This window comes from Rhizobium sp. RAF36, assembly GCF_052114105.1.
In the GTDB taxonomy this organism is placed as follows: domain Bacteria; phylum Pseudomonadota; class Alphaproteobacteria; order Rhizobiales; family Rhizobiaceae; genus Rhizobium.
In genome coordinates this window covers 53439-77436 of sequence record NZ_JBFREC010000004.1, presented here as the reverse complement: position 1 = coordinate 77436, position 23998 = coordinate 53439, and the positions used below count along the sequence as shown (strand labels likewise).

The 23998-nt window shown below is 60.5% G+C and carries 20 protein-coding genes; 12 read left to right on the top strand and 8 right to left on the bottom strand.

Features of this window, described 5'->3' with window-relative positions; translation table 11 throughout:
• Positions 1 to 85 precede the first annotated feature (85 nt).
• Positions 86 to 1354 carry an ABC transporter substrate-binding protein gene (locus AB4Z25_RS15675; protein ID WP_442208418.1) on the top strand — a complete coding sequence of 423 codons (1269 nt, stop codon included), beginning with the start codon at positions 86 to 88 and terminating at the stop codon, positions 1352 to 1354.
• A gap of 19 nt (positions 1355 to 1373) precedes the next feature.
• Entirely contained in the window at positions 1374 to 3026 is a 1653-nt protein-coding gene (locus AB4Z25_RS15670; RefSeq protein WP_442208417.1) for an acyltransferase, read from the top strand.
• A 95-nt stretch (positions 3027 to 3121) separates the two neighbouring features.
• Here the strand turns inward: AB4Z25_RS15670 and AB4Z25_RS15665 are convergent, their stop codons facing one another.
• Positions 3122 to 5464 (bottom strand): methyl-accepting chemotaxis protein, encoded by a 2343-nt coding sequence (locus tag AB4Z25_RS15665; protein WP_442208416.1) that lies wholly within the window; start codon positions 5462 to 5464, stop codon positions 3122 to 3124.
• 326 nt (positions 5465 to 5790) lie between these two features.
• Between AB4Z25_RS15665 and AB4Z25_RS15660 the strand changes: the two genes are divergently transcribed.
• On the top strand, positions 5791 to 5994 hold the full coding sequence (locus AB4Z25_RS15660) for a cold-shock protein (RefSeq protein ID WP_112388787.1): 204 nt from the start codon (positions 5791 to 5793) through the stop codon (positions 5992 to 5994).
• A 139-nt stretch (positions 5995 to 6133) separates the two neighbouring features.
• Positions 6134 to 6568 (top strand): ProQ/FINO family protein, encoded by a 435-nt coding sequence (locus AB4Z25_RS15655; RefSeq protein ID WP_112514426.1) that lies wholly within the window; start codon positions 6134 to 6136, stop codon positions 6566 to 6568.
• Positions 6569 to 6579: 11 nt separating this feature from the next.
• On the opposite strand, the gene AB4Z25_RS15650 is transcribed toward AB4Z25_RS15655, so the two are convergent.
• On the bottom strand, positions 6580 to 7209 hold the full coding sequence (locus tag AB4Z25_RS15650; protein ID WP_112597384.1) for a TetR/AcrR family transcriptional regulator: 630 nt from the start codon (positions 7207 to 7209) through the stop codon (positions 6580 to 6582).
• Between the two features lie 145 nt (positions 7210 to 7354).
• Between AB4Z25_RS15650 and AB4Z25_RS15645 the strand changes: the two genes are divergently transcribed.
• From AB4Z25_RS15645 to repC, 4 genes are all read left to right on the top strand, one after another.
• Positions 7355 to 9391 carry an oxidoreductase gene (locus AB4Z25_RS15645; RefSeq protein ID WP_442208415.1) on the top strand — a complete coding sequence of 679 codons (2037 nt, stop codon included), beginning with the start codon at positions 7355 to 7357 and terminating at the stop codon, positions 9389 to 9391.
• Between the two features lie 487 nt (positions 9392 to 9878).
• Positions 9879 to 11093: a plasmid partitioning protein RepA gene (gene repA / locus AB4Z25_RS15640; RefSeq protein WP_442208414.1), complete on the top strand. Its 1215-nt coding sequence runs from the start codon at positions 9879 to 9881 to the stop codon at positions 11091 to 11093.
• Positions 11094 to 11144: 51 nt separating this feature from the next.
• On the top strand, positions 11145 to 12191 hold the full coding sequence (gene repB / locus AB4Z25_RS15635) for a plasmid partitioning protein RepB (RefSeq protein WP_442208413.1): 1047 nt from the start codon (positions 11145 to 11147) through the stop codon (positions 12189 to 12191).
• A gap of 151 nt (positions 12192 to 12342) precedes the next feature.
• Positions 12343 to 13611 carry a plasmid replication protein RepC gene (gene repC, locus AB4Z25_RS15630; RefSeq protein ID WP_442208771.1) on the top strand — a complete coding sequence of 423 codons (1269 nt, stop codon included), beginning with the start codon at positions 12343 to 12345 and terminating at the stop codon, positions 13609 to 13611.
• A 129-nt stretch (positions 13612 to 13740) separates the two neighbouring features.
• Here the strand turns inward: repC and AB4Z25_RS15625 are convergent, their stop codons facing one another.
• From AB4Z25_RS15625 to AB4Z25_RS15600, 6 genes are all read right to left on the bottom strand, one after another.
• Positions 13741 to 14937, bottom strand: a complete 1197-nt coding sequence (locus tag AB4Z25_RS15625) for an MFS transporter (protein ID WP_442208412.1) — start codon at positions 14935 to 14937, stop codon at positions 13741 to 13743.
• A 78-nt stretch (positions 14938 to 15015) separates the two neighbouring features.
• On the bottom strand, positions 15016 to 16452 hold the full coding sequence (locus AB4Z25_RS15620; RefSeq protein WP_442208411.1) for a M81 family metallopeptidase: 1437 nt from the start codon (positions 16450 to 16452) through the stop codon (positions 15016 to 15018).
• Positions 16453 to 16462: 10 nt separating this feature from the next.
• Positions 16463 to 18379, bottom strand: coding sequence for a beta-N-acetylhexosaminidase (locus AB4Z25_RS15615; protein ID WP_442208410.1), 1917 nt, complete (start codon positions 18377 to 18379; stop codon positions 16463 to 16465).
• Positions 18380 to 18410: 31 nt separating this feature from the next.
• Positions 18411 to 19187: an SDR family oxidoreductase gene (locus AB4Z25_RS15610; RefSeq protein ID WP_442208409.1), complete on the bottom strand. Its 777-nt coding sequence runs from the start codon at positions 19185 to 19187 to the stop codon at positions 18411 to 18413.
• Positions 19188 to 19209: 22 nt separating this feature from the next.
• A complete protein-coding gene (locus AB4Z25_RS15605; protein WP_442208408.1) occupies positions 19210 to 20076 on the bottom strand; it encodes a MurR/RpiR family transcriptional regulator in 867 nt (288 codons plus the stop codon).
• A gap of 25 nt (positions 20077 to 20101) precedes the next feature.
• A complete protein-coding gene (locus tag AB4Z25_RS15600; RefSeq protein WP_442208407.1) occupies positions 20102 to 20488 on the bottom strand; it encodes a RidA family protein in 387 nt (128 codons plus the stop codon).
• A 111-nt stretch (positions 20489 to 20599) separates the two neighbouring features.
• On the opposite strand from AB4Z25_RS15600, the gene AB4Z25_RS15595 reads away from it, so the two are divergent.
• The 4 genes from AB4Z25_RS15595 to AB4Z25_RS15580 all read left to right on the top strand — a co-directional run bounded on the left by AB4Z25_RS15595 (position 20600) and on the right by AB4Z25_RS15580 (position 23976).
• On the top strand, positions 20600 to 21085 hold the full coding sequence (locus AB4Z25_RS15595) for a hypothetical protein (RefSeq protein WP_442208406.1): 486 nt from the start codon (positions 20600 to 20602) through the stop codon (positions 21083 to 21085).
• A gap of 30 nt (positions 21086 to 21115) precedes the next feature.
• The gene (locus AB4Z25_RS15590) at positions 21116 to 22591 is read left to right on the top strand and encodes a M81 family metallopeptidase (protein WP_442208405.1); all 1476 of its coding nucleotides are present in this window, start codon (positions 21116 to 21118) and stop codon (positions 22589 to 22591) included.
• A 1-nt stretch (position 22592) separates the two neighbouring features.
• Complete coding sequence (locus tag AB4Z25_RS15585) at positions 22593 to 23693, top strand: D-TA family PLP-dependent enzyme (protein ID WP_442208404.1); 1101 nt, start codon at positions 22593 to 22595, stop codon at positions 23691 to 23693.
• A gap of 73 nt (positions 23694 to 23766) precedes the next feature.
• Positions 23767 to 23976: a hypothetical protein gene (locus AB4Z25_RS15580; protein ID WP_112388800.1), complete on the top strand. Its 210-nt coding sequence runs from the start codon at positions 23767 to 23769 to the stop codon at positions 23974 to 23976.
• Positions 23977 to 23998: the final 22 nt, after the last annotated feature.

The window sequence follows — 23998 nt, the reverse complement described above, 5'->3', positions numbered from 1 at the left end:
GAAATTTTTCTTTCGCGATCAATTTTTTCGTTTATCGTTGCACAGTCGCCGCATCAAGCGGGCGGCATTGACCTGGGAGGGGAAGATGCTGAGACGTCGAGAATTCATCGCAAGTGCAATCGCCGCCGCCATGATCGACATTCCCGCGGCACTGGCTGCGGAGGAATCGCTGAGAGTGTTCTGGTGGGGCAACCCCGACCGGGCAAAACGGACTGGCGAGGTCATCAAGCAGTTCGAAGCCGCCGCACCTGGCGCAAAATTTACCGGGCAGGTCGCCACTTCCGACTATTGGGTGAAACTGAGCACCATGGTCGCGGGCCGCAATGTGCCGGATGTCTTCGCGCTTGAGCCGGTCACCTTTGCCGACTATTCCCGCCGCGGAGCGACACTAGATCTGACGCCGTTTCGCGACAGCATCATCAAATCGACGGATTTCGCCCCCGGCGCACTGGATCTCGGCACGGTCGATGGAAAACTGACTGGCATTCCGACATCGCTCAATGCCGCGGCCCTGATCGTCGACAAGGCAGCGCTGGAGAAAGCAGGAGTTCCGGTGCCGGCGGCGTCCACGACCTGGGAGCAGTTCAAGACGATCTGCACCGACTTCAAGAAGGCCGCTGGTTCCGCAAGCCTCTTTGCCGTCGGCAACGGCGCGAGATACAGCTTCGTCTTCGAAGTCTGGCTGCGCCAGCGCGGCAAGACACTGTTCACGCAGGACGGACAGCTGGGCTTCCAGGAAGCCGACGCGATCGAGTGGTTCGATTACTGGGATCAGCTGGCGAAGGCTGGCGGCTGCGTGACCGCCGATATTCAGGCCCTCGACAAGGGCAATATCGAAACCAACCCGATAGCCAGCGGCAATGCCGTGATGGCATTTGCCTATTCCAATCAGCTTGCCGGTTACGGTGCATTGGCAAAATCGGAAATGTCGATCGGCTCGCTGCCGGTGCAGGAAGCGTCCGGTCCATCGGGGTTGTTTTACCGGCCCTCGACGCTATGGTCGATATCGCCCTGGTCGAAGTCGCCGGAGACGGCTGCGAAGTTCATCAACTTCTTCGTCAACGACACCAATGCCGGGCATGCTCTTGGAACCGAACGCGGCGTTCCCGTGAATGCGAAGATCCAGGGCGACGTCGCCGCCACCGACGACAAGGTATCGAAACAGACGATCGACTACATCGTTTCGTTGAAGGATAGGGTCGGCCCCTATCCGCCTGCAATCCCGATCGGTGCCGCCGAGTTCTCGCAGCAGGTTTTGACTGCGACTGCCGACAGCGTCGCCTTCGAGCAGATGACGCCATCCGACGCTGGCAAGCAGCTCATGTCGGAAGGTAAGCGCATATTCGGCGGATGAGCAGTACCGGGGAAGCATGATGGATCAGCGTAATAGTCCGCAGCAGCCGTTGGACGAGCACAAGGAAGCGCGCAGACTGCAGTTCCTGCCGTGGGAGCGTGCCGCTGCCGACCTCGACCATCCTGACCATATCGAACGAAAGACTGCGCTGCAGAAGTCCTGCGGCGCGGAATTCGCCGATACCTCCTACATCGCCGAGCATGCGGCGGTCTTCGCTGAAAGCCTGAAGATGGGCGAGCGGTCATGGATCGCGGGGCATGCGCTGGTCCGCGGTGCAGTCGTGCTTGGCGATGATTGTACCATCAACACCTTCGCCTGCGTCTCCGGAAAGGTGACCTGCGGCAATGGCGTGCGGATCGCATCGCATGCGTCGATCGTCGGCTTCAATCACGGTTTCGACAATCCCGGCGTGCCGATCCACCGGCAGAAGGTGACCACGACTGGCATCACCATCGGAGACGACGTCTGGATCGGCGCCAATGCCGTCGTGCTTGACGGCGCCGTCATCGGCAGCGGGGCGGTCATTGCGGCGGGTGCTGTCGTTTCCGGCGAAATTCCGCCGATGGCGATCGCCGGCGGCGTACCGGCGCGAGTCATCCGCATGAGAGGCCAGCCGCCGCGATCATCCCGGCCCGGTAGCATAGAGGGCAATCTTCAGGCGCTTGGACAGAAGGCGCGGGATCAATGGCCGGAGATCCTTCAGCGCTGGAAAACTGCCGACGCCTATCTGTCACTTGAAGCTGACGGCGTCAGCCGCCCGGCTGCCCGCCATCTCTGCGATGCGATCGAGATTGCTGCAGGCTTCGGCGAACTGCCGCCCGGACTGAATGTGGCTGAGACCATCGAGCGGCTCCGGAGCCTTCAGGACCGTGAGACCGGTCTTTTCCCGGAAGCTGGAATGCAAACCGCCGGCACCGAGCTCCGGCAGGACCCGAAAGCGCTCTACAATGTGCTCTCCGCCGGCTACGCACTCGAAGTCCTGGGCTCCCATCCGCAGCAGGCAATCCAAGCCGTGCAGATCGATCCCGCCGAACTCGATCGCTGGCTCCTGGGATTGCCCTGGAAAACCGCAGCCTGGAGCGCGGGCAGCGTCATCGATGCGATCGGCACCGCCATGTATTTCAACGCGAGATATTTCAACGTGGACCAGCCACGCCAGGCACTGTTCGAATGGCTGACGCGGCATGTCAACGTGGCGACAGGTGTATGGGGCGAACCGACGGTGGCGGAAGGCTGGCTGCAGCCTGTCAACGGCTTCTACCGCCTGACGCGCGGAACCTATGCACAATTCGGCGTGCCGCTTCCGAAACCGCATGAAGCGTTTGAAACGGTGCTGCTGAACTACCGGAACCATCAGGGCTTCACCGGCTCCAAATACACCGCGTGCAATCTTCTCGATACGATCCATCCTCTCCTGCTCATCGCGCGCCAGAGTGACTACCGGCGTGGCGACGCCGAAGGCATCGCCAGGAAGATCATCGCCAGAGCGGTGGACCGCTGGCAGGGCGGCGAAGGTTTCGCCTTTGCCGATGGCAGCCCGGCCAGCCTGCAGGGAACCGAAATGTGGCTGTCGGTCGTTCATCTGGCAGCCCAGTATCTTGGGGTGGCGGACGCATTCTCCTTTGTGCCAAAGGGCATCCATCGCACGGCCGCCGTCGGTCTCGGTTTATAGCGAGAACTCCGACCGCGCCCGCAGAACGGCAAAGGCCGCAACGAAATCCATCGCTGCGGCCCTTCCGTCACTCTCGCTGCCGCCGCAGGCGAGCATTAGAACTCTTTCCAGTCGTTGCTGGCCGAATGCGTCGTCCCGCCTGATCCGCCGAAGGCAACGGCAAGCTTTGTCGAGAGCGTTCGCGCCGGCGAGGCAACCGCGTGAAGCCTGCTGCCGCTTGGCGTTCTGTGGGCATTGCTTGAGACATCGTAAGGCCGATTTCCGTCAGCGCCATCATCCAGCTTGAACTGCGCAAGACGTTCCGCCAGCGCCGCGACTTCGGTCGCCAGTGTGTGGCAGGCAGCGTTGGATTCTTCGACCATCGCGGCATTCTTCTGCGTTGCCTGGTCCATCTGGTTCACCGCGGTATTGATCTCCTGAAGGCCGGTCGACTGCTCCCTCGCAGACTTGACGATCGCGTCGACATTCTGGTCGATCTGTTGCACCTGGCCGACGATGGCCGATAGCGCGTTGCCGGTCTCGGTGACCAGATCAACGCCAGTCTTGACCTGCGATCCAGAGGAGACGATCAGCGTCTTGATTTCTTTGGCGGCACCAGCCGAGCGCTGGGCAAGCTCGCGAACCTCCTGAGCGACGACCGCGAAGCCCTTGCCGGCCTCCCCTGCCCTCGCCGCTTCGACGCCGGCGTTGAGAGCCAGCAGATTGGTCTGGAAGGCGATGTCGTCGATGACGCCGATGATACTGGAGATCGACCGCGACGATTGCTCGATCGCATGCATGGCATCGACAGCGCGCCGGACGATCTCGCCCGAGCGCTCTGCGTCGCCCTTTGTGCGGGCGACCATCGATCCGGCCTCTTCGGCACGGACGGTCGAATCCTTGACGGAAGTGGTGATCTGTTCGAGCGCTGCTGCGGTTTCCTCGACGGACGCTGCCTGCTGCTCCGTGCGCCGCGCCAGATCATCGGCTGCAGAACGAACCTCGCCGGCGCCGCTCTGGATCACATTGGCATTCTGCGAGAAAGAGACCATCGCCGAGCGAAGCTTGACGATTGAGTCGTTGAAATTGACGCGGGTCTCATCGAGAGCAGCGGTGAAGGGCTGCTCGAGCACCGTCGTCATGTCGCCTTCTGCGAGCCTGGAAAGTCCGCGCGCCAGCTCGCCGACGGCGAATTTGACGTCGGCTTCCTGCGCCGTGTTCAGCCGTGCGCGCTCTGCCCGCTCCTTCTCCTGCTGCGCATGCGTGGCAGCAGCCTGATTTTCGAGATCGGACTTCTGTCGATTGCTCTCCAGCAGCCGGCCCAGCGAGCGGGAGAGATCGCCGATCTCATCCTTCGAACCGGCGTCCTTGATCTGCACGTCGAGCTTGCCGGCGGCGATCTCAGCCGTCTCGGAAATCACATTGGAGATCCGGCCGATGAAACGGCGCGCAATCAGCCAGCCGGCGAGGCCCAGCATCAGCGCGGCAACGCCGGTCGAGATCAGCGCATCGCGGATCATTGCATTCAGCTCGGCAAACAGCGTTGCCTTCGGTACGGATATCACCGCATACCAGTCCGGTCCCTCGCCAAGCTTGACGGGAACGGCGACTGCCAGAGAAGCAGTGCCATCGCTCGCCGTCAGCTGCTGCTGGGCACCGGGTTTGGTGATCAGGCCGTCCCATCCGGCCGTCTCAGCACCAGCCTGGCCAAGGGTCTTGCCGATCAGTGCAATATTCGGATGGCTGACAATCTTGCCGCCGCCGCTGACGAGCCCGATGAAGCCGCTCCCCATCGGATGGATCTGCGACAGCGCCTTGCTGGTATCCTGAAGCGAGAGATCGAGCCCTGCGACGCCGACCGCCTTGCCATCGATGATGATCGGCTTGGTGACTGAGGTCATCAGCACTTCCTTGCCATCGATCGTGTAGGGATAGGGTTCGACGACGATCGTTTTGCGCGTCGTGAACGGCACCTGATAATAATCGCCCGGCCCCGGCGTTGCGTAATCAGTCAGCGCCGTATGGGTGATCTGCGTGCCGCTGCGAACCCAGTAGGGCACATAGCGACCTGTCTGGTCATGGCCTTCCTTGTTGGCAAAATCCTTGTCCTTGCCGTCGAAGGCATCCGGCTCCCAGCCGGTCCAGGTTGCCAGGATTGCCGGATTGGCCTGCAGCATGTTCAAGAGAATCTTGTCGGCCTTGGTGCGATCGGCATCGCCGGTCTGCTTCAAAGTCTGCAAAACGGCGTCAAGGCTATCGACAATATGGACGGTCCCGCCAATATCGCGCTCGACGGCGATCGCCTCGGACCGGGCGATCTGGCGCATCTGATCCATGCTTTCGGTGCGTATTTCGGTATAGGATCTGAAGAAAAGCACGCCCGACGCGGCAATAACGGCAACGACGCCGCAAGCGCCAATCGAGAATAGATTACGACCTGTCGTTGTTTTGAAGAGCATATTAGTAACTCATTCCCGTCATGATTGTTTTACGTTGGACCCGCTGCCGATATTCTTGGCTTTAGACTTATAATTTTAGCTATTCATGATTAAGGAATGTTTGATTGACGCATATCCTGGACAGCAACCTGATGGCATCATGAGGCGCCTTCGGCGGCAAAAAATGCATTTGCGAGGCCGATCGCAAAACGATTGCTGGACCAAACGCCGTTCTTCTGCGAAAGAACTACACCCTGTAAAAAGGCGTAAACCGTTGATAAGCCGGCGCGCGAGCGATAGGCTCCGGCGGCGATTGAAAACGGCTAAGAGAAGTAAAAGGAACTCTGATGGCTACTGGTACTGTAAAATTCTTCAACGATGACAAGGGCTTTGGCTTCATTACCCCGGAAAGCGGTGGCGCTGACGTATTCGTGCACGTGTCTGCTCTGCAGCGCGGCGGCTCGCTTCGCGAAGGCGACAAGGTGAGCTTCGAAGTCGGACAGGACCGCAAGACCGGCAAGTCCAAGGCCGAAAACGTCGCAGTTCTCTAATATTTTGCAAGGCCCAGCCGCACGCCTGTGCCGGCTGGGCCTTCATTCGATGCCGATGATCAGGTCCCGTCACGGGAACATCGGCGTATGTCGCGGTTTTTTCACAATGGCAACGTATGGAAGCCATGTGGAGTAAATCATGCGCAAAGCCTGGACTGTCAGCCGCGGACCGATCGCGGCAACCGAAGCGGATGTCGAGAAAGCCCGGGCGATCAACGCCATGCTGACCCGCTCGATCGGAATCCTGCCCGAAAATCCCGGTGACCCCATCCTGCCCTTCGCGGTCGGCCTCTTCAACGAGATCAAGGCGCTGCTGAAGCCGGAACATGGCGTGAGCAGCCTGCGCCGGGCGACGGCGTTCCACATTTTCTCCAAGCGCTATTATTTCGCCAGCGCCCAGCCCGATTCGATGCGCCACGACATCGACGGCAGACCGGTCGAACCGCTCAGCGCTGCAGACCGGCTTGCGGCGCAGAAAAGCTTTCTCGACGTCAAGCGGCAGCTCATGCGCACCAGCATCGAAAGGCAGCAGGCCAGTAAGCCACACACCGACGAAGCGCGCGCCGGACACTAGCCGCCCCTTCTTCAGCCTGGCGCATAGCCGTGGCGTGAATAGAATCTGTCGAGTTCGCGTTTTTCCGGCGACCGGCCGGTGAAGATTTCCACGTATTCCGGGATGCGCTTCATGCGTACCGCAAGATCTTCCTGCGACTGCATGGAGATATAACCGATCTGCACCAGATACACAGTGCGGGCCCGGACATCGGCCCTGGCTTCGTCTTCGCCGAAGCGGTGCAGCATTTTCGTCAGGGCGGAAATCCGAAGCTGATCGGCTTCCTGCACTTCCGCAAGCGTTTCCGCCGATTGAAGCCCCCAGCTTCGGATGGCGAACTCGAATTTGGCGTCGAACAGTGCAGGATCGATCCAGCAGTCGAAAACGTTCAGCATCGCCTCGGCCACCGTTTCCGCATAGGCTTGCGAGCGCCTGACCAGATTTCCGGTATTCTTGTCCCGCCATCTGGCGACCAGTGCGCCGAGCAACTCTTCGCGATCCTTGAAGAACCAGTAGAAGCTGGTGCGCGACAGCGAGAGCTTCTTCGCGAGCGGCAGGATACGCACGCTATCGACGCCCGATTCCAGCAGCGAGGCATAGGCCGCCTCGAGCCACACATCCGGCGAGCCCCGCCAGCCGCTATCGTTCTGTAATCGCTCCATGGCGCAGAGGTACCAAACTCCCATCGCGGCAACAACGGGTTTGTGCATCGCTGTCTGTCAGCAAAACAGCAATGCCTTCTAAATTGACATAGGTGTACATTTCTGGATAACCTTCGATCCCAGTCATGAACACTGGAGCACCGCGATGTCGAACGATCCTCTCCTGCAGCCCTACAAGCTCAAGCATCTGACGCTTCGCAACCGGATCATCGTCACCTCCCACGAGCCTGCCTATCCCGACGACGGCATGCCGAAGGAGCGGTATCGCGCCTACACGGTCGAGCGGGCCAAAGGCGGTGTGGCAATGACGATGACCGCGGGCTCGGCCGCAGTCTCACGCGACAGTCCTCCCGTCTTCAATAACCTGCTTGCCTACAAGGACGAGATCGTCCCGTGGATCCGCGAGATGACCGATGCCGTGCACGAACAGGGCGCCGCGATCATGATCCAGCTGACCCATCTCGGGCGGCGCACGCGCTGGGACAAGGGCGACTGGCTGCCGGTTCTTGCGCCCTCACACCAGCGCGAGGCCGCGCACCGGGCTTTTCCGAAGAAACTCGAGGACTGGGATATCGAGCGCATCATCAAGGATTTCGCCGATGCCGCGGAGCGGATGAAGGCGGGCGGCATGGATGGCGTCGAGCTGGAAGCCTATGGCCACCTGATTGATCAGTTCGCCTCGCCGCTGACCAATGAACTCGACGGCCCCTATGGCGGTTCGCTGGAAAACCGCATGCGCTTCTGTTTCGACGTGTTCAAGGCGATGCGCGAAAGAGTGGGCGACGATTTCATCCTCGGCGTCCGCTATACCGCCGACGAATGTCTTCCCGGCGGTACCGATCGCAATGACGGTATCGAGATATCGAAGCGGCTGCGCGACAGCGGACTGATCGACTATCTCAACGTCATCCGCGGGCATATCGACACCGATCCGGGCCTGACTGACGTCATCCCCATTCAGGGCATGGCAAACTCGCCGCATCTGGATTTCGCAGGTGAGATCCGCGCCGCGACCAATTTTCCGACCTTCCATGCAGCGAAGATCCCCGACGTCGCGACCGCCCGCCACGCCATCGCCTCCGGCAAGGTCGATATGGTCGGCATGACGCGGGCCCACATGACCGATCCACACATCGTTCGAAAGATCATCGAGAAGCGGGAGGAGGATATCCGTCCCTGCGTCGGCGCCAATTACTGTCTCGACCGGATCTACCAGGGCGGCATGGCCTTCTGCATTCACAACGCCGCCACCGGGCGCGAAGAGACGATGCCGCATGTGGTGGAAAAGGCGGATGCCCGCCGGAAGATCGTCATCGTCGGTGCCGGCCCGGCCGGGCTCGAGGCGGCGCGCGTCGCTGCCGAGCGCGGCCACGAGGTCGTCGTCTTCGAGGCCGCCAACAATCCCGGCGGGCAGATCCGCCTGACGGCACAAAGCGAACGCCGCAAGGAAATGATCAGCATCATCGACTGGCGCATGAGCCAGTGCGAGAAACGGGGCGTGACCTTCCATTTCAACAGCTGGGCCGAGGCTGACACTATCGCCGCTGAGAACCCTGATGTGGTGATCATCGCCACCGGCGGCCTTCCGCATACCGATGTCCTGTCGAAGGGCAACGAACTCGTCGTCTCCGCCTGGGATATCATCTCGGGCGACGTGAAGCCCGGCACCAATGTGCTGATCTATGACGATGCCGGCGATCACGCCGGTCTGCAGGCGGCGGAGATTATCGCCAGGACAGGCGCGAAGGTTGAGATCATGACGCCGGACCGATCCTTTGCGCCCGAGGTCATGGCGATGAACCTCGTTCCCTATATGCGCACGCTGCAAAAGCTCGACGTCACCTTCACCGTCACCTTCCGTCTGGACCAGGCGGAGAAACAAGGCAACCAGTTGATGGCGCATGTCGGTAGCGACTATGGTGGCGTTGCCAAGCAGCGGATCGTCGACCAGATCGTCGTCAACCACGGCACCATTCCGCTTGATGACCTCTATTTCGAACTGAAGCCGCTCTCCAGCAATCTCGGAGAGCTGTCGCACGATCAGCTTCTGGCCGGAGAGCAGCAGACCGTCACCCGCAATGCCGATGGAAAATTCCAGCTGTTCCGGATCGGAGATGCAGTGGCGGCGCGAAACACCCATGCCGCCATCTATGACGGCCTGCGGATCGCAAGCCGCCTTTGATCCCGGCGCGGGAATGCGGCCGCGTCGTCCCTGAGTCGCAGCAGGGATAGGCGGCACCCGGCCTGAGGCAAGGCCGGGAGTCCGGCGCAACCAGCGCTTTTGCGGCTCATATCGGTCGGTTTGTTCACAGCCGATCGGTCCGTAAACCGTTGATCGGCGAGCCGAAATGGGCTCAAGATAGGCAGTGGCAAACGAATTGCGATTCGATTCGCGGCCCCTGAGACCAAAAACCGATAGTGGCTAATGCCGTGATATGGTTAATGTTCTCCCCTGAACGGAAGTAGAAACGCCGTTCGCTTCCGCTGCCCGTACGCAGGCTTGTCCGGCGCGAAAAACCGCTCTTTTTAGCACCTATCTCTGCAAACGCTTCTCGAAGAAATCCCGTTAACTCCCTGTTAAGCCTAATTGCCTTGCAAGAAAATGAGAATCGGAGCTAAATGCGCTTTCAAAGCCCGTAGGGTGTTTAAATCGCATTTTCGAGATTTCCATGAATATGGCTCCGACAATTGATAAGGCAATTTCTGACGTCGATCAGCTGATCATCGCTCAGGCGCAGGAACTGTCCGAGAAGCTGAAGCAGCACCGGCTGGAGATGTTTCCGCCGCGCGCCATGAAGGATCTGCGCGAGTTCCAGCTGGCAGAGGCTGCACGCTTTCTCGGCGTCACCAGCGGTTATCTCAGGAACCTGTCGCTGGAGGGCAAAGGCCCCCTCCCCCAGGTCACCTCGTCCGGGCGCCGCTCCTATACCGCCGGTCAGATGGACGAGATGCGCCAGTTTCTCGACCAGAACGCCCGTGGCGGCACGCGTTACGTTCCGCATCGCAAGGGCAGCGAGCATCTTCAGGTCGTCGCCGTCGTCAACTTCAAAGGCGGCAGCGGCAAAACCACGAGTGCAGCCCATCTTGCCCAGCACCTGGCCCTCACCGGCCACCGGGTCCTGGCCGTCGATCTCGACCCCCAGGCCTCACTGTCCGCCATCCACGGCTTCCAGCCAGAATTCGACGTCGACGAGAACGAGACGCTTTACGCGGCGATCCGCTACGACGACGAGCGCCGTCCGCTGAAGGAAATCATCCGCAAGACCAATTTCCCCAACCTCGACCTCGTCCCCGGCAATCTCGAGCTCATGGAATTCGAGCACGACACGCCGCGCATTCTCGCGCAGGGCAAGACCAGCGATTACGGCCGGATCTTCTTTGCCCGTCTCGACGAGGCGCTGTCTTCGGTATCCGATGATTACGACGTCGTCGTTATCGACTGCCCTCCCCAGCTCGGCTTCCTGACGATGAGCGCGATCTGCAGCGCGACCGCGGTGCTGATCACCGTTCACCCGCAGATGCTCGACGTCATGTCGATGTGCCAGTTCCTGCAGATGCTCGGCGAAGTGTTGAACACGCTGAAGGGCGCCGGCGGCAATATGAACCTCGACTGGTTGCGCTACCTGGTGACCCGCTACGACCCGCAGGACGGGCCGCAGACGCAAATGGTGGCCTTCATGCGCTCGATGTTCCGCAATCACGTTCTGACCAATCCGATGCTGCGAAGCGTCGCGATATCGGATGCGGCCATGACCAACCAGACACTTTACGAGGTCGAGCGAAGCGCCTTTACGCGCGCCACCTATGACCGCGCAATGGAAGCGATGGATTCAGTCAACGGCGAGATCACCGATCTCATCCACAAAGCCTGGGGCCGCAAATGATAGTCGACGGCTTCACCACGGGAAACCTATCGACCGTCCGGAGGGAGACATATGGCACGTAAGAATATCCTCTCGGGCCTGATGGACGATTCCAAGAAGTTTACCGCGGTAAATAGCGAAACCGATTCCGGTGCCGAAAAGCAGCAGATTGCCTTCAAGGGAATCGGGGCGCTTGGCGCCGTCACCCGCAGCATCGACGCCTTGGCGGCGAGGGCGGATGCGGCGCGCGATATCGAAGAAAAGCTCGCTCATGGCGAAACGGTCATCGATCTCGATACCGCTCTCATCGAGGACTCTTTCGTCAGCGATCGTCTGATTCAGACCGACGAGCAATTTCAGGAATTGCTGGAAGCGATCCGTTCGCGCGGTCAGGACTCCCCTATTCTGGTGCGTCCGCATCCGCAAAAGGATGGCAAGTATCAGATCGCCTTCGGTCATCGCCGTGCGCGCGTTGCCAAGGAGCTTGGCCGTCCGGTTCGCGCCGTGGTCAAGAAGCTCGACGACCGTGACCACGTCATCGCCCAGGGCCAGGAAAATTCAGCGCGTGCCGACCTCTCCTTCATCGAGCGCACGATGTTTGCCGACAAGCTCGATACGCTCGGCTTCGACCGCGAGACCATCATGTCGGCGCTGAGTGCCGATAAGACGACAGTCTCCAAGATGCTGTCGGTCACCCGCCGCATCCCGGCCGAGGTTCTCTCGGCAATCGGCGCTGCGCGCGCCACAGGCCGCGACCGCTGGCACGATCTGTCGGTCAAGTTCGAAGAAGAAAATGCCGCCGAGCGGGCAATGCTGTTCGTCGAGACGGCCGATTTCGTTGCTGCCGAGCCGGACACGCGTTTCGATATGCTCGTGCAGTTTCTGAACGGCAAACCCGTTTCTACCGCTCAGAACCAGACGCAGCCGGCGTCCATCAGCCAATGGCAGCGACGCGACGGTTCGGTCAAGGCGAAGATCAAGGATAACGGGAAACAGTTCACGATCGCGCTTAAGGCAGCCAAGGGATCGGCCTTCGGCGCCTATATCGCAGACAATCTGGATCGTCTCTACGAGGCGTTCGAGAAGGACATGATTTCATCGAAGAATGGAGATCAATAAGCAAAAGAAAAGGCCCCCAAAACGTTGCCGTAGTGGAAGCCCTCTCTGATCTAGACACCCAGAGAATCACATTTCCACTCCACATAGTCAAGAGTCCCCGGCACCTATTTTTGGTGAGCTGATATCTTTTGCCTTGAAGAAGGCGAAGAAAATGGATGGTGGAAGTGTGACGACGCCTTTTGGGCGGCGGCCGATGACGCTTGGCATGCTTGCAAGCCAGGTCAGAGCCCAAAAGATCGAGAGCAGTGCCTCGGTCGACAAGTGGAAAATCTATCGTGCGCTCTGCGAAGCCAAACCTCTGCTCGATATTTCCGACCGGGCGCTCGCGGTGCTGAATGCGCTTCTGAGCTTCTATCCACATGGCGAACTCTCTGCCGAGCGCAGCCTTGTCGTGTTCCCATCTAACAACCAGCTTTCAATCCGATGCCACGGCATGGCCGAGCAGACGGTGCGGCGGCATATGGCATCTCTCATCGCGTCCGGCCTGGTGCTCCGCAAGGACAGTCCGAATGGCAAGCGTTATGCGCGCAAGGACCGTCAGGGCGAAATCCGGGATGCCTATGGTTTCTCGTTAGCGCCGCTGCTTGCCCGCGCTGAGGAAATCGAACGTCTCGCAGCCAAGGTCGCTGCCGAGAAATTGCATCTGCAGACCATCAAGGAACAGCTCACCCTTTGCAGGCGCGATATCTCGAAGCTTCTCACAGCTGCGATCGCCGAGTCGGCCGATGGCGACTGGTGGGCGATCGATGAGGCGTTTCATTCCATCCTCAACAAGCTGCCACGCGTTGCAACCCCGCATCTGATCGCTTCCGTTCTGGCCGAGCTCGAGGAATTTCGCGCCGAAATCGTCAAGCAGCTGGAAACACAGATTAAAACCGAAAATTCGAGCGCCAATGCCTTACAGAATGAGCGGCACATACAGATATCAGAATCTGAATCTATTTCTGAATCTGAACACCCGGTTGCGAATGACGGGGATGGGTTGACCGCAGTAAACTCCGCTGATCTCGGCGATAACGCTTTAGAAGGACAGAGGCTGCTATCCGGGAAGGCGTCGATTTCCTACCCGATCACCACAGTGACCGAAACATGCCCCGATATCGCTCTTTACGGACCGGGGGGAAGTGTTCGAACGTGGAGCGATCTGATCAGCGCCAGCACCATCGTCAGCACCATGCTGCAAATCGATCCATCCGCCTATCATCAGGCTGTCAGCAGGATGGGCGTGCACAATACGGCTGTTGCGATTGCCTGCATATTCCAGAAGGGTAGTACGATTGCGTCTCCGGGCGGCTATTTGCGGACATTATCCCGCCGCGCCGGGGAGGGGCAATTCAACACGTGGCCAATGCTTGCCGCTTTGCGACGGGCGAACATATCGGAGCCTGCGGCAGGCCCTCCAAAGCCTGTTACCCAATGATGGAAGCAAACTATTCATTGAGTTCCGTTGCGATAAGAAAACATCGGATAAACAACGATTGGAACGTCGGGAAATCAGGCCATGAGAGCGCCATATGGACTGAAATCCAAGCGAATCCAGTCGTTTAGCCTAACGTCGGCGTCCATCGAGAAAGAGCAGCAGACCGAGCCCGGCCACCCCCGAGATCGCGCCGACGAATGCCGTGCCGGAATAGGTTGTCAGGGCCGTCCCGGCAGCAAAGAGCAAGGCGCTCAATCCGGCGCTGAGGAATATGTTGACCGAGATCAACGCGCTGCCGAGGCCCGGACGCTCGGCAATCAGATCCTGCAGATAGGTGATCGGAACGCTGATCAGGGCGGCTGCGCCAATCCCGCTGATAAGGGTGAGGGCGTAGACCTGCCAGGGCGCGGAGGCGAGGGCGAGCAGCACGAGATAGAAGGCGTAGATGATTGTTCCCGCGGCCAGAGCCGTCAGCTGGCTGATCACCCGAAGCAGCCGCGACCAGAGAATGATGAAGATGACCTCGAGGAAGGCGACAATGCCGACGAGGACACCGACATCGGCAACGGTCCCATGCGCAGCGCCGGTGACGACCAGCGGCAGGATGGCGCCATTGACGTGAAGCGTGCTGCTGATCAATGCGATAGCCACGACGCGGCTCAGGATCTTCGGGGAGACGACCTGTCCGAGCGCGGCGAGATAGGAGAGATGGTGGGTGGCGGCATGATCGGTGCCGCTCTGCCGTGGCAGAAACAGCCCGATCAGGGCCAGACAGACGACACAGGAAATGCAGGCGAAGAGATAGGCGGGCAACATGGTCGGCGAGCCGGACAGCAGAATGCCGGTCAGCCCCGGGACGAGAACCCAGGAGAGGGAGATCATCGCCCGCACACCCGAATTGACGGTCGCGACATCGCTTCTGTTCATGTCTCCGGTCGCCGCTCTGACATTGGCGAACAACAGCGAGCTCAGCGAACTATAGACAGGCAGGATGAGAAGAGCGCTCAACACGAAGACCTGCTCAGTCGGAATGAGATAGATGGCGCCGTAACCGGCAACGCCGAAGATCGCGGCGATCAGCATCATCGTCCGGTATTCGCCCAGCCGGTCAGCAAGATTGCCCAGCAGGATGCTGACGACGACATTGACGGTTGCGGCCGCGAAGATCAGTGCGGAATAAAGCGCGTTCGAAAGACCCAGCTCTCGAATACCGACGACGGACTGGTAGGGCGAAGTCGTCGCGCCGGCAAAGCCGAAGGTGAAAATCGCAAACATGCTCACCCGGATGACCGGGTTGCGGAAGACGTCGGGGATAAGGCGTTTCATGTTCTTCATCGAAGACTGGCGAATACAGGCCGGGCGGGGATGAAGCCACCCGATATGGACAGTCGCCGTATGTTGTTGTCAATCTTTCCAGGAAGCGGAAAGACGCGCTTCCGGCGTATAGGCGAAATCGCGATCGAATGGAAAGGCTGGACGCTGCCGGCGGAGGCTGACAAGGTTTTCGATATCCTGCCCAACCACGCCATCCGTCAAAGCCATCAGGTTCGGATTGGCGATTGGCGCAAGCTCCGGCGAAAGATATCCGGATTTGACGACGAGAAGTCGTACGGATTTGGGATCAAGGCTAAGGCGGGTGAAATCCGCGATATTGTGGTAGGGGCGCCGGCGCGCAGCAAGAACGACAGTCACGCCGCCGATCCTCACAACGGCCTGCCGGTCGGCAGGGATGCCTGGGTCGTCGAGGGTCAGGATTTCCGCTTCCACATCGATCGATTGGCTCGACGGATCCAGACTGCCGCCGATCGATAGCGTTACCCTCGCAGAGTTTACTGCAGTAAAACATGCGTCAACTGCCGGGCGATCGGTGATGCCGGCAAAGAGAACGCCGGTCAGATTGCGGCTCAGAACGGCTCGCAGCACGTCCGCGCGGTCGCCGACGCCGCCACCGGTCGGATTGTCTGCAGAATCGGCAAGAATAACCGGATGCGACGGTGAATTCTGAGCGATATCAAGGACTTCGCCCAATGGACCGGTGACCGGGCCGAAACGAAACTCGGCGCGTGCATCCCAATAGGAGAGAGCAATTTCCTCTGCCGCCTTTATAGCGGCAGCCTTGTCTTTGCCTGTCACAACGGCGCAGGCCGTCGCGCGCGGCTCATCGGCCCAGACGTAACCGATCATGAGGTTGGCATCGAGAATTCCGTCGCGGGCGTCGAATTCGGGCAGCCTGGCATAGAGCCCCTTTGCCGGCTCGTCCTCGGTCGAGGTGCGCTCGCCGGGCCACAGAACCGGGACCGGCGCCCAGGCGACACCTGGCCGCTTGCCCGTCTCCAACGCATCAACGAGCATCGTCCAGGCACGGACCATCGCCTGGCGCACATCGATATGCGGTGCTGTGCGGTAGGCGGCGAAGATATCCAGCTGGTCGACGATCGTCTGGCTGACATTGCCATGCAGGTCGTAGCTCGCCGCGACAATGCAAGCATCGCCGACGACGGCGCGGGCTGCCGAAATCCAGTCGCCCTCGGCATCGTCCATGCCCTCGACATTCACTGCGCCGTGCATGGCGAGGTAGAGGCCGTCGAGCGGCAGCGCCGCTTTCAGCTTCTCGATGAACTCGGACTTGAAGGCTTCGTAAGCGACGCGCGACACCGGGCCTCCGGGTACGGCGCGGGCGTGAAGCAGCGGCAGCAGGTCAGCACCGCTCTCGTGGACGAAGTCGAAGTACGCCGCGCCGAGAAGCTCTTCTCCCCGCAGCACCTTGAAATCATCCACGGTCATCAGCACCGGCGAGTAGGTGCTGCATTCTGTGTGAATTCCGCCGATCGCAATCCGCATCGCTGTCATCCTAGAGCATCGGGCTCAGCGGAACGATGGCAGCGAAGCGATGCCAATCCTTCGCGGCCTTCGGCGTCCATGCCGCCTCGGCGATAGCCGGCAGGCGCGGGAAGACGAGACGGTTGAAGTAACCGCGCGACAGAAAATGCTCAGACCAGATACAGGCCTGAACACCCTTCAGCCGATCCTTGAGCTCTTCCGGGAATTCGCCTGCCGCCTCATAGGCGTAGGTGTGGGCCGGTGGCACCGTTCCGGCCCAGCTGGCGCCCGGTTCCTGGAAAGCCGTCGCCTGAACCATGTCGAGATAATAGGCCTGGCCCGGCGTCATCACGACGTCATAGCCTTCCTTGGCGAGTTCGATGCCGACCTGCGGATTTTCCCAGGCCATCAGCAAGCTGTCCTTCGCCGCAACGCCGCCGCCATGGGCCACCTCGTTCCAGCCGGCCAGCTTGCGGCCACGCTTGTCGAGCATCGCCTTCACCTGCTTCAGGAAAAAGGACTGCAGCCCGAACGTGCCTGAGATGCCTTCCTTCTCCATCAGCTTCTTGGCAAGCGGCGAGGCAAGCCACGAGCCGTTTGCCACTTCGTCACCGCCGATATGGATGTAGGAGGAGGGGAAAAGCTCGACCATCTCGTCGAACACTTTCTCCAGGAATTCATAGGTCATCGGTATGGCGGGGTTCAGCGCATTGTTGGGATAGCCCTGAACGGAATGATAGCTGTCGGGCGCTTCCTGGCCGTCGGTGAGTTCGGGCAGTGCAACGAGCGTTGCCGCATTGTGACCGGGAATGTCGATCTCGGGAATGACCTCGACACTCAGAGAACTGGCATGGGCGACAATCTCGCGGATGTCGTCCTGCGAATAGAAGCCACCGGCGGGCTCGGCACCATTGCCGAGTTGCGGCAGCAGCGGTTCGTCAGGCCCGCGAAGAACACCCGCCGCCGTCAGCTGCGGATAGGCCTTGATCTCCAGGCGCCAGGCCTCGTCATCGGTCAGGTGCCAATGGAAGATGTTAAGCTTGAACCAGGCGAGAATATCGATCAGCCGCTTGACGTCGGCAACCGGATAGAACTGGCGCGAGACGTCGAGATGGCAGCCGCGCCAGCCATAACGCGGCTTGTCCGATATCGTCCCTGAAATTGGGAAACGGAATTTGTCTTTGGTGACGCGAGCGCCGTTCAGCAATTGGGCGAGCGAAGTCAGGCCATATTGGCGTCCGGCAGCACCGGAATAGCTGAGCGTCACGCTGCCGGATGTGAAATCCAGGCGATAGGCTTCTGCCTCAAGGGCGGCATCCGTCTCGAAGATCAGCGGTCGACCCTGCGGCGAGGCGGCAAGATTGAAGACCGCGTGATCGCTTTCGAACAGGCGCCGCGTCAGCGAGATCACCGTCGAGATGGCAGCGAGTTCCTCGATGTTGGCACCCTGCGGAAAGAGCACAACCGGGAAGCCGTCGCCCGGTGTGGCAGTGATCTCGGCCGGCCATGGCTGAAGCGCAAAGGGGAGATCGAGGCGGCCTTCCGGCAAAAGCTCCGGCGGCGGCTCGCTGGTGCGGCCTTCCAGCAAGAGGTCAGACACGGCGACCGGCACATGCTTGCCCGAGGAGAGAGTCAGGTAGGCGGACTTGGCGCCGTCGGTGCAATGCTGCGCCCTGCGGTGCAGGCCGGCGACTGTGAAACTCCAGCTTTCGCCGGGTGCGAGCGTGAGACCGGCGGGCGGACCGAACTCATGGAAATTGGCGTTGCGGCGCAGGAAGGTGGCGTTGCCGCAAGCTGCCGCATCGATGACGCGGGTGAGCGAGGTATAGACGAGCTTGAAACCGGAAAGCGGCTCGCCGGACAGATTGAAGAGCGTGAAGGTGAATGCACCGTTCGGGCCGCCATCCGGGTTCCAGCTGTTTTCCAGGCGGTAGTAAACCGGTTTCATTTCTGTTCCTCTCGTTTTCTCTTATGATTTTTCAATAGTGCTCGGATTGGGAGAAGGTGCGGGCGAGCTCTGCCTGACCGGCCGTCAGGCCGCAATCGACAGGCAGGCAGACGCCGGTGATCGCCGCCGCCAGCGGTCCGGCGAGAAAGCCGACGGCATTGGCGACATCCTTCGGATCGACGACACGCTGCAGTGGATACCAGCGGCGGGCATCCTCGAAGACATTGGGATTGGCCGCGGCGCGGACTTCCCAGGCCTGGGTCTTGACCGTACCCGGAGCCACCGCATTCGAGCGGATACCAAACTTGCCGTATTCGACGGCCACCAGCCGGGTGAAATGCAGAAGCCCTGCCTTGGCGGCACTATAGGCCGGATGTCCGAAGACATTCATGCCGTTGACCGACGCGATGTTGACGACCGAGCCTTTGCTGGCCTTCAGCTGATCCTCGACGGCCCGGAAGGTCAGGAAGGCCGCTTCGAGATTGAGCGCATTGTCCGCGCGCCAGATCTCCGGCGTCGTGTCATGCAGGCTGACGGCGCGGGCGGCGCCTGCATTGTTGACCAGCGTGCGGACCGTTCCGATCTCTGCTGCCCGCCTGGCGAGCGCTGCAACGCTACTCTCGCTGGTGACGTCGCATTCGACCGGGATGAAACGATCGGCGCTGCCGAGTTTCGCCGCGGTTGCTGCCGCAGCTTTCGGATCGATATCGGCCAGCAGAACAATGTCGTGATCCTCGGCCAGTCTCGCGGCGATCGCCGCGCCGATGTCGCCTGCTGCTCCCGTCACGATGGCCGCCGATTGCGTCATTGCTGCTGTCCTCTCATGTCAATCAGTCTCCAAGCAGCTGCCGGTCATCGGTGCCGTCGCGGTGGGCGACAAGTTGCTGCTTGATGCGGCGGAGCGTCGTCGTTGCCTTCGGCTGGATGGCATAGGCCACGAGGCTCGCGAGAATATCGACCGTCGCGATATAGGCGATGCGGGTCGATGTCGGCCGGTAGATATTGGTGCCTTCGGGCAGGTCGATCGGAACGACGATCTCGGCGGCCTTGGCAACCGGGCTGCCGGTCTGTGTCAGCGCGATGGTCTTCACCTTGGCCTCGCGTGCCAGAGCAAAGGAGCGGACCAGCTCGGCATTACGGCCGGAGAAGGACGAGCCGATGATCACGTCGCCCGCCTTTGCCGCTGCCGCCATCATCATCTGCATGCTGTGGTCGGAGCTGGCGGTGATCCGCAGGCCGAGACGGAAGAGACGGTTCTGCAGCTCGTCGGCGATCATCGAGGAATTGCCGCCGGAGCCGAAGGCGTAGATCATTTCAGCCTTGGAGATCAGCCCGACGGCCGCCTCTATCGCCGTCAGGTCAAGCGAGCGGTGCAGCAGGAACAGCGCGTTCTGCGCCTTGGTAATGATATCCTGGGCAACATCAGCCGGATCGCTGCTTTTCGATTCCGGCTTGAGATAGCGCACGCCGATATGGGCGGTGCGGGCGAGCTGCACCTTGAAGTCGGAGAAGCTTTCGCAGCCAAGCCGCCGGCAGAAACGGGTGACGGTCGGCGGGGAAACCTGGGCTCGCTCGGCGAGCTCGATGATCGACGCGTTCACCGCAAACTCGAAATCATTGACGATGATCTCGGCGATGCGGCCCTCGGAGGCTGAGAGCCGGCTCTTGTCTTCCTGCAATGTGGAAAAGATATCCAAGCCGGTCCCCCCGTAATCGCCGCTCTCAGTCTTTTTTCTTATAAGCGACGCAATCGATCTCGACCTTGCAATCCACCATCATGGACGATTGGACGCAGGCGCGGGCCGGAGGGTGCTCGCCGAAATATTCCTGATAGATCTTGTTGAAGGTCCAGAAATCGCGCGGGTCATCAAGCCAGACGCCGACGCGAACGATGTCCTCGACGCCGTAATCGGCTTCCTTGAGAATGGCGAGCACATTGGCGATCGTCTTGTGGGTCTGGGAAATGATATTGCCGTCGATGATCTCGCCATTTTCCATCGCCACCTGGCCGGAAACATAGAGCCAGCCGTCGGCTTCCACAGCGCGTGCGAACGGCAGCGCCTTACCACCGGCGCCGGTTTGAACAGTGCCATAGCGTTTGATGGACATGCCCGGTTCCTTGCAAATTATTTTCTTGATAAGTTGACAAGTGACCATAGAAAGCAGAATTTGACCAGCGAAAAACGCCATTTATGAAAACTATTTAAATCGGGGGCGGCCATGCGTGATCCTTTCCAGAACCCTTTCCCGTCCTCGGATACCGCCAGGCACAGCATCTGGGAGATGCTTGTTCCCCGCGATATCGACGCTTTTCTGGCCGCCGACTGGTCCGCGGTCGAGCATGATTTCGTCGAGGAAGGCTTCATCGGCATCGATGGCCGCAAGGAAGTCAGCCCTGATAAATGGCGCCTCGCTTTTCCGACGCTGAAAGCCTATCGCGACGAGTGGCTGAAGCAGGCGAAAGACTTCGCCACGCAAAGCTTTGCCGAGGATACCCGGACGGCGATCTTCACCACCACGACGCTCGAACACATCGAGATCGAGGGCGAGATGGCGCTTGTCCGCAAGAAGTTCGACGGCGGCCTGACGAAGAGCGATGGCAGCCGCGACATCATGCAGTGGCAGACACTCTATTATTGCAGGCTCCACGACGGACGGTGGAAGATCTGCGGTTTCACCGGCTACCTGCCGAACCCGATGGGTTGACGCAGGGCCGACATTAAAAGGCCTAATCACTTGCGCATTTTCACGGCAGCACTGGCGACCGAGACCAATACCTTTTCACCGATCTGCGTGGACCGCCGCGCCTTTGAGGCTTCGCTTTATGCGCCGCCCGGCCAGCATCCCGAAACGCCGACGCTCTGCACCGCCCCGATCACGGTCGGCCGCCGTGTCGCCGCCGAAAAAGGCTGGGAGCTGATCGAGGGCACCGCCACCTGGGCAGACCCGGCTGGTCTCGTCAATCGCAACACCTATGAGGAACTGCGCGACGAAATCCTCGGCCAGCTGAAGGCAGCGCTGCCGGTCGATGCCATCGTCATGGGCCTGCACGGTGCGATGGTCGCTGCCGGCTATGAAGACACCGAAGGCGATCTGCTTTCCCGCATGCGTGAAATGGTCGGGCCTGACGTGCTGATCTGTGCCGAGCTCGATCCGCACAGCCACCTCACGAAGAAGCGTATCGAAGCGCTGAACTTCGCCGTCTATTTCAAGGAATTCCCGCATACCGATTTCGTCGATCGCGCCGAAGATCTCTGGCGGATCGCCGTCGATGCGCTGGAGGGCCGGGTGAAGCCCGTCAATTCGGTGTTCGATTGCCGGATGATCGATGTTTTCCCGACCTCGCGCGATCCGATGCGCTCCTTCGTCGACAAGATCATGAAGATCGAGAAGGACGACGCGGATGTCCTGTCGATCTCGGTCGTGCATGGTTTCATGGTCGGCGACGTGCCCGAGATGGGCACCAAGCTTCTGGTCGTGACCAACAACAAGCCGGAAAAGGGCGCCGCCTTGGCGCGCGAACTCGGCATGGAACTGTTTTCCAAGCGCGGGACCTTCATGGTGCCGCAGATCGACGAGAAGGAAGCAGTATCCCGCGCGCTTGCCGCAACGGCCTGGCCTGTCGTGATCGCGGATGTCTGGGACAATCCGGGCGGCGGTACGGCTGGCGATGCGACGGTCATTCTCGAAGAGCTGATCGCCCGCGGCGTCAAGAGTGCTGCCATCGGCACGATCTGGGATCCGGTCGCCGTGCAGATCTGTTTTGCGGCAGGCGAGGGGGCCGAGATCCCGCTGCGCTTCGGCGCCAAATCGGCACCCGGCACCGGCAATCCCGTCGATGGCACAGTCAAGATCGTCAAGCTGGTGAAGAATGCCGAGATGCAGTTCGGCGAGAGCCTGGCGCCTTTCGGCGATTCCGCTCATATCGTGCTCGATGGCATCGATATCATCCTGAATTCGACGCGCGCCCAGAGCTTCGATCCAAGCCTGTTCTCGGTGATGGGTATCGATCCGGAAAAGCAGAAGATCCTGGTGGTCAAGTCCACCAACCACTTCTTCGCGTCCTTCTCCAAGATCGCGGCCGAGATCCTTTACTGCTCCGCGGGAACGCCCTATCCCAATAATCCGGCAACGACGGCCTATCGCCGGGCGCCGAAGAACATCTGGCCGATCGTGGCCGATCCACATGGAACCGAACGCGGAGCCGCCTGAGATGCATGACAACCAGTTTGCCGTCGTCGCCAAGGCTGGTGACAGGATCGCGGATCTCTCGACCCCCCGCCCGGTTATCGACGAAGACAAGCTGGCCGCCAACATCCACCGTGTCCAATCCTACATGGATCAGCACGGGCTGAACTTTCGCCCGCATATCAAGACCCACAAGATCCCGGCACTCGCCGTCGCGCAGGTCGCGGCCGGCGCCAAGGGCATCAATTGCCAGAAAGTTACCGAGGCCGAAGTCTTCGCCGAGGCCGGCTTCGAGGACATCCTGATCACCTTCAACATCCTCGGGCCGCAGAAGCTGGAGCGGCTGAGTGCTCTCAATGAGCGAATTTCCGGCCTGAAGGTGGTTGCCGATAGCGAGGTGACGATCGACGGACTGGCAGCCCATTTCTCCGGCCACCGGCCGCTGACCGTGCTGGTCGAATGTGACACGGGCGCGGGCCGCTGCGGGGTCCAGACGCCGGATGAGGCGGCATCGCTTGCCAAGCGGATCGCTGCGGCCGACGGGCTGACCTTCGGCGGCATTCTCACCTATCCGAAACCGCAATCGGCCGATGCCGTCGAGGCTTTCATCCAGTCGACCCTTTCGCTCCTCTCGGGACAAGGCATCGCCTGCCCGATCGTCAGCAATGGCGGGACGCCGAGCCTGTTCGACGCGCATCTGGTCAAGTCGGCGACGGAACACCGCGCCGGAACCTATATCTATAACGACCGGCAGATGGTCCGCATGGGCCACTGCAGCGAAGACGATTGCGCCATGCATATCGTCGCGACCGTGGTGTCGCGTCCGAATGGCGACCGTGCCGTCATCGACGCCGGTTCGAAGGCGTTGACCTCCGATCTGCAGGGTTTCAGCGACTTCGGCCTTGTCGTCGGCTATCCCGAAGCGAAGATTGCAAGCCTCTCCGAAGAGCATGGCGTTATCGACCTCTCGGCCTGCACGGGGCCGCGGCCGCAGATCGGCGAGAAGATCTTCATCATCCCCAACCACACCTGCGTGGTTTCGAACCTTTTCGACACGATGGTCTTCCACCGCAATGGCGTCGTCACCCGCGTCGAGGAAGTCGCGGCCCGCGGCCTCGTCTGGTAACTGATCGGTCAATTGCTGCTTGCGCACGCTGCCGCATTCGCTAGATGAGGTTCATCGAGCGAAGGAGAGTGGCGTGGAAGAGCAAGTCCAGATTGGAAATCGCGGTGATTTCGGCCAGTGGGCAATCGAGGTCGCCAAACTGATCGTCAGCGACCAGGGTTTCGAACTCGCCAAGGCTGCCCGTGAAGGCAGCGAGGACGATGTCCGTGCCGCCGGCGCCGCACTCGGGCAGGCGATCACCGACGCCTTGATGGAAGTCTATGACGGCCTGATCGAAGAATAGCCGGGATCGGACCGCTGCCGCG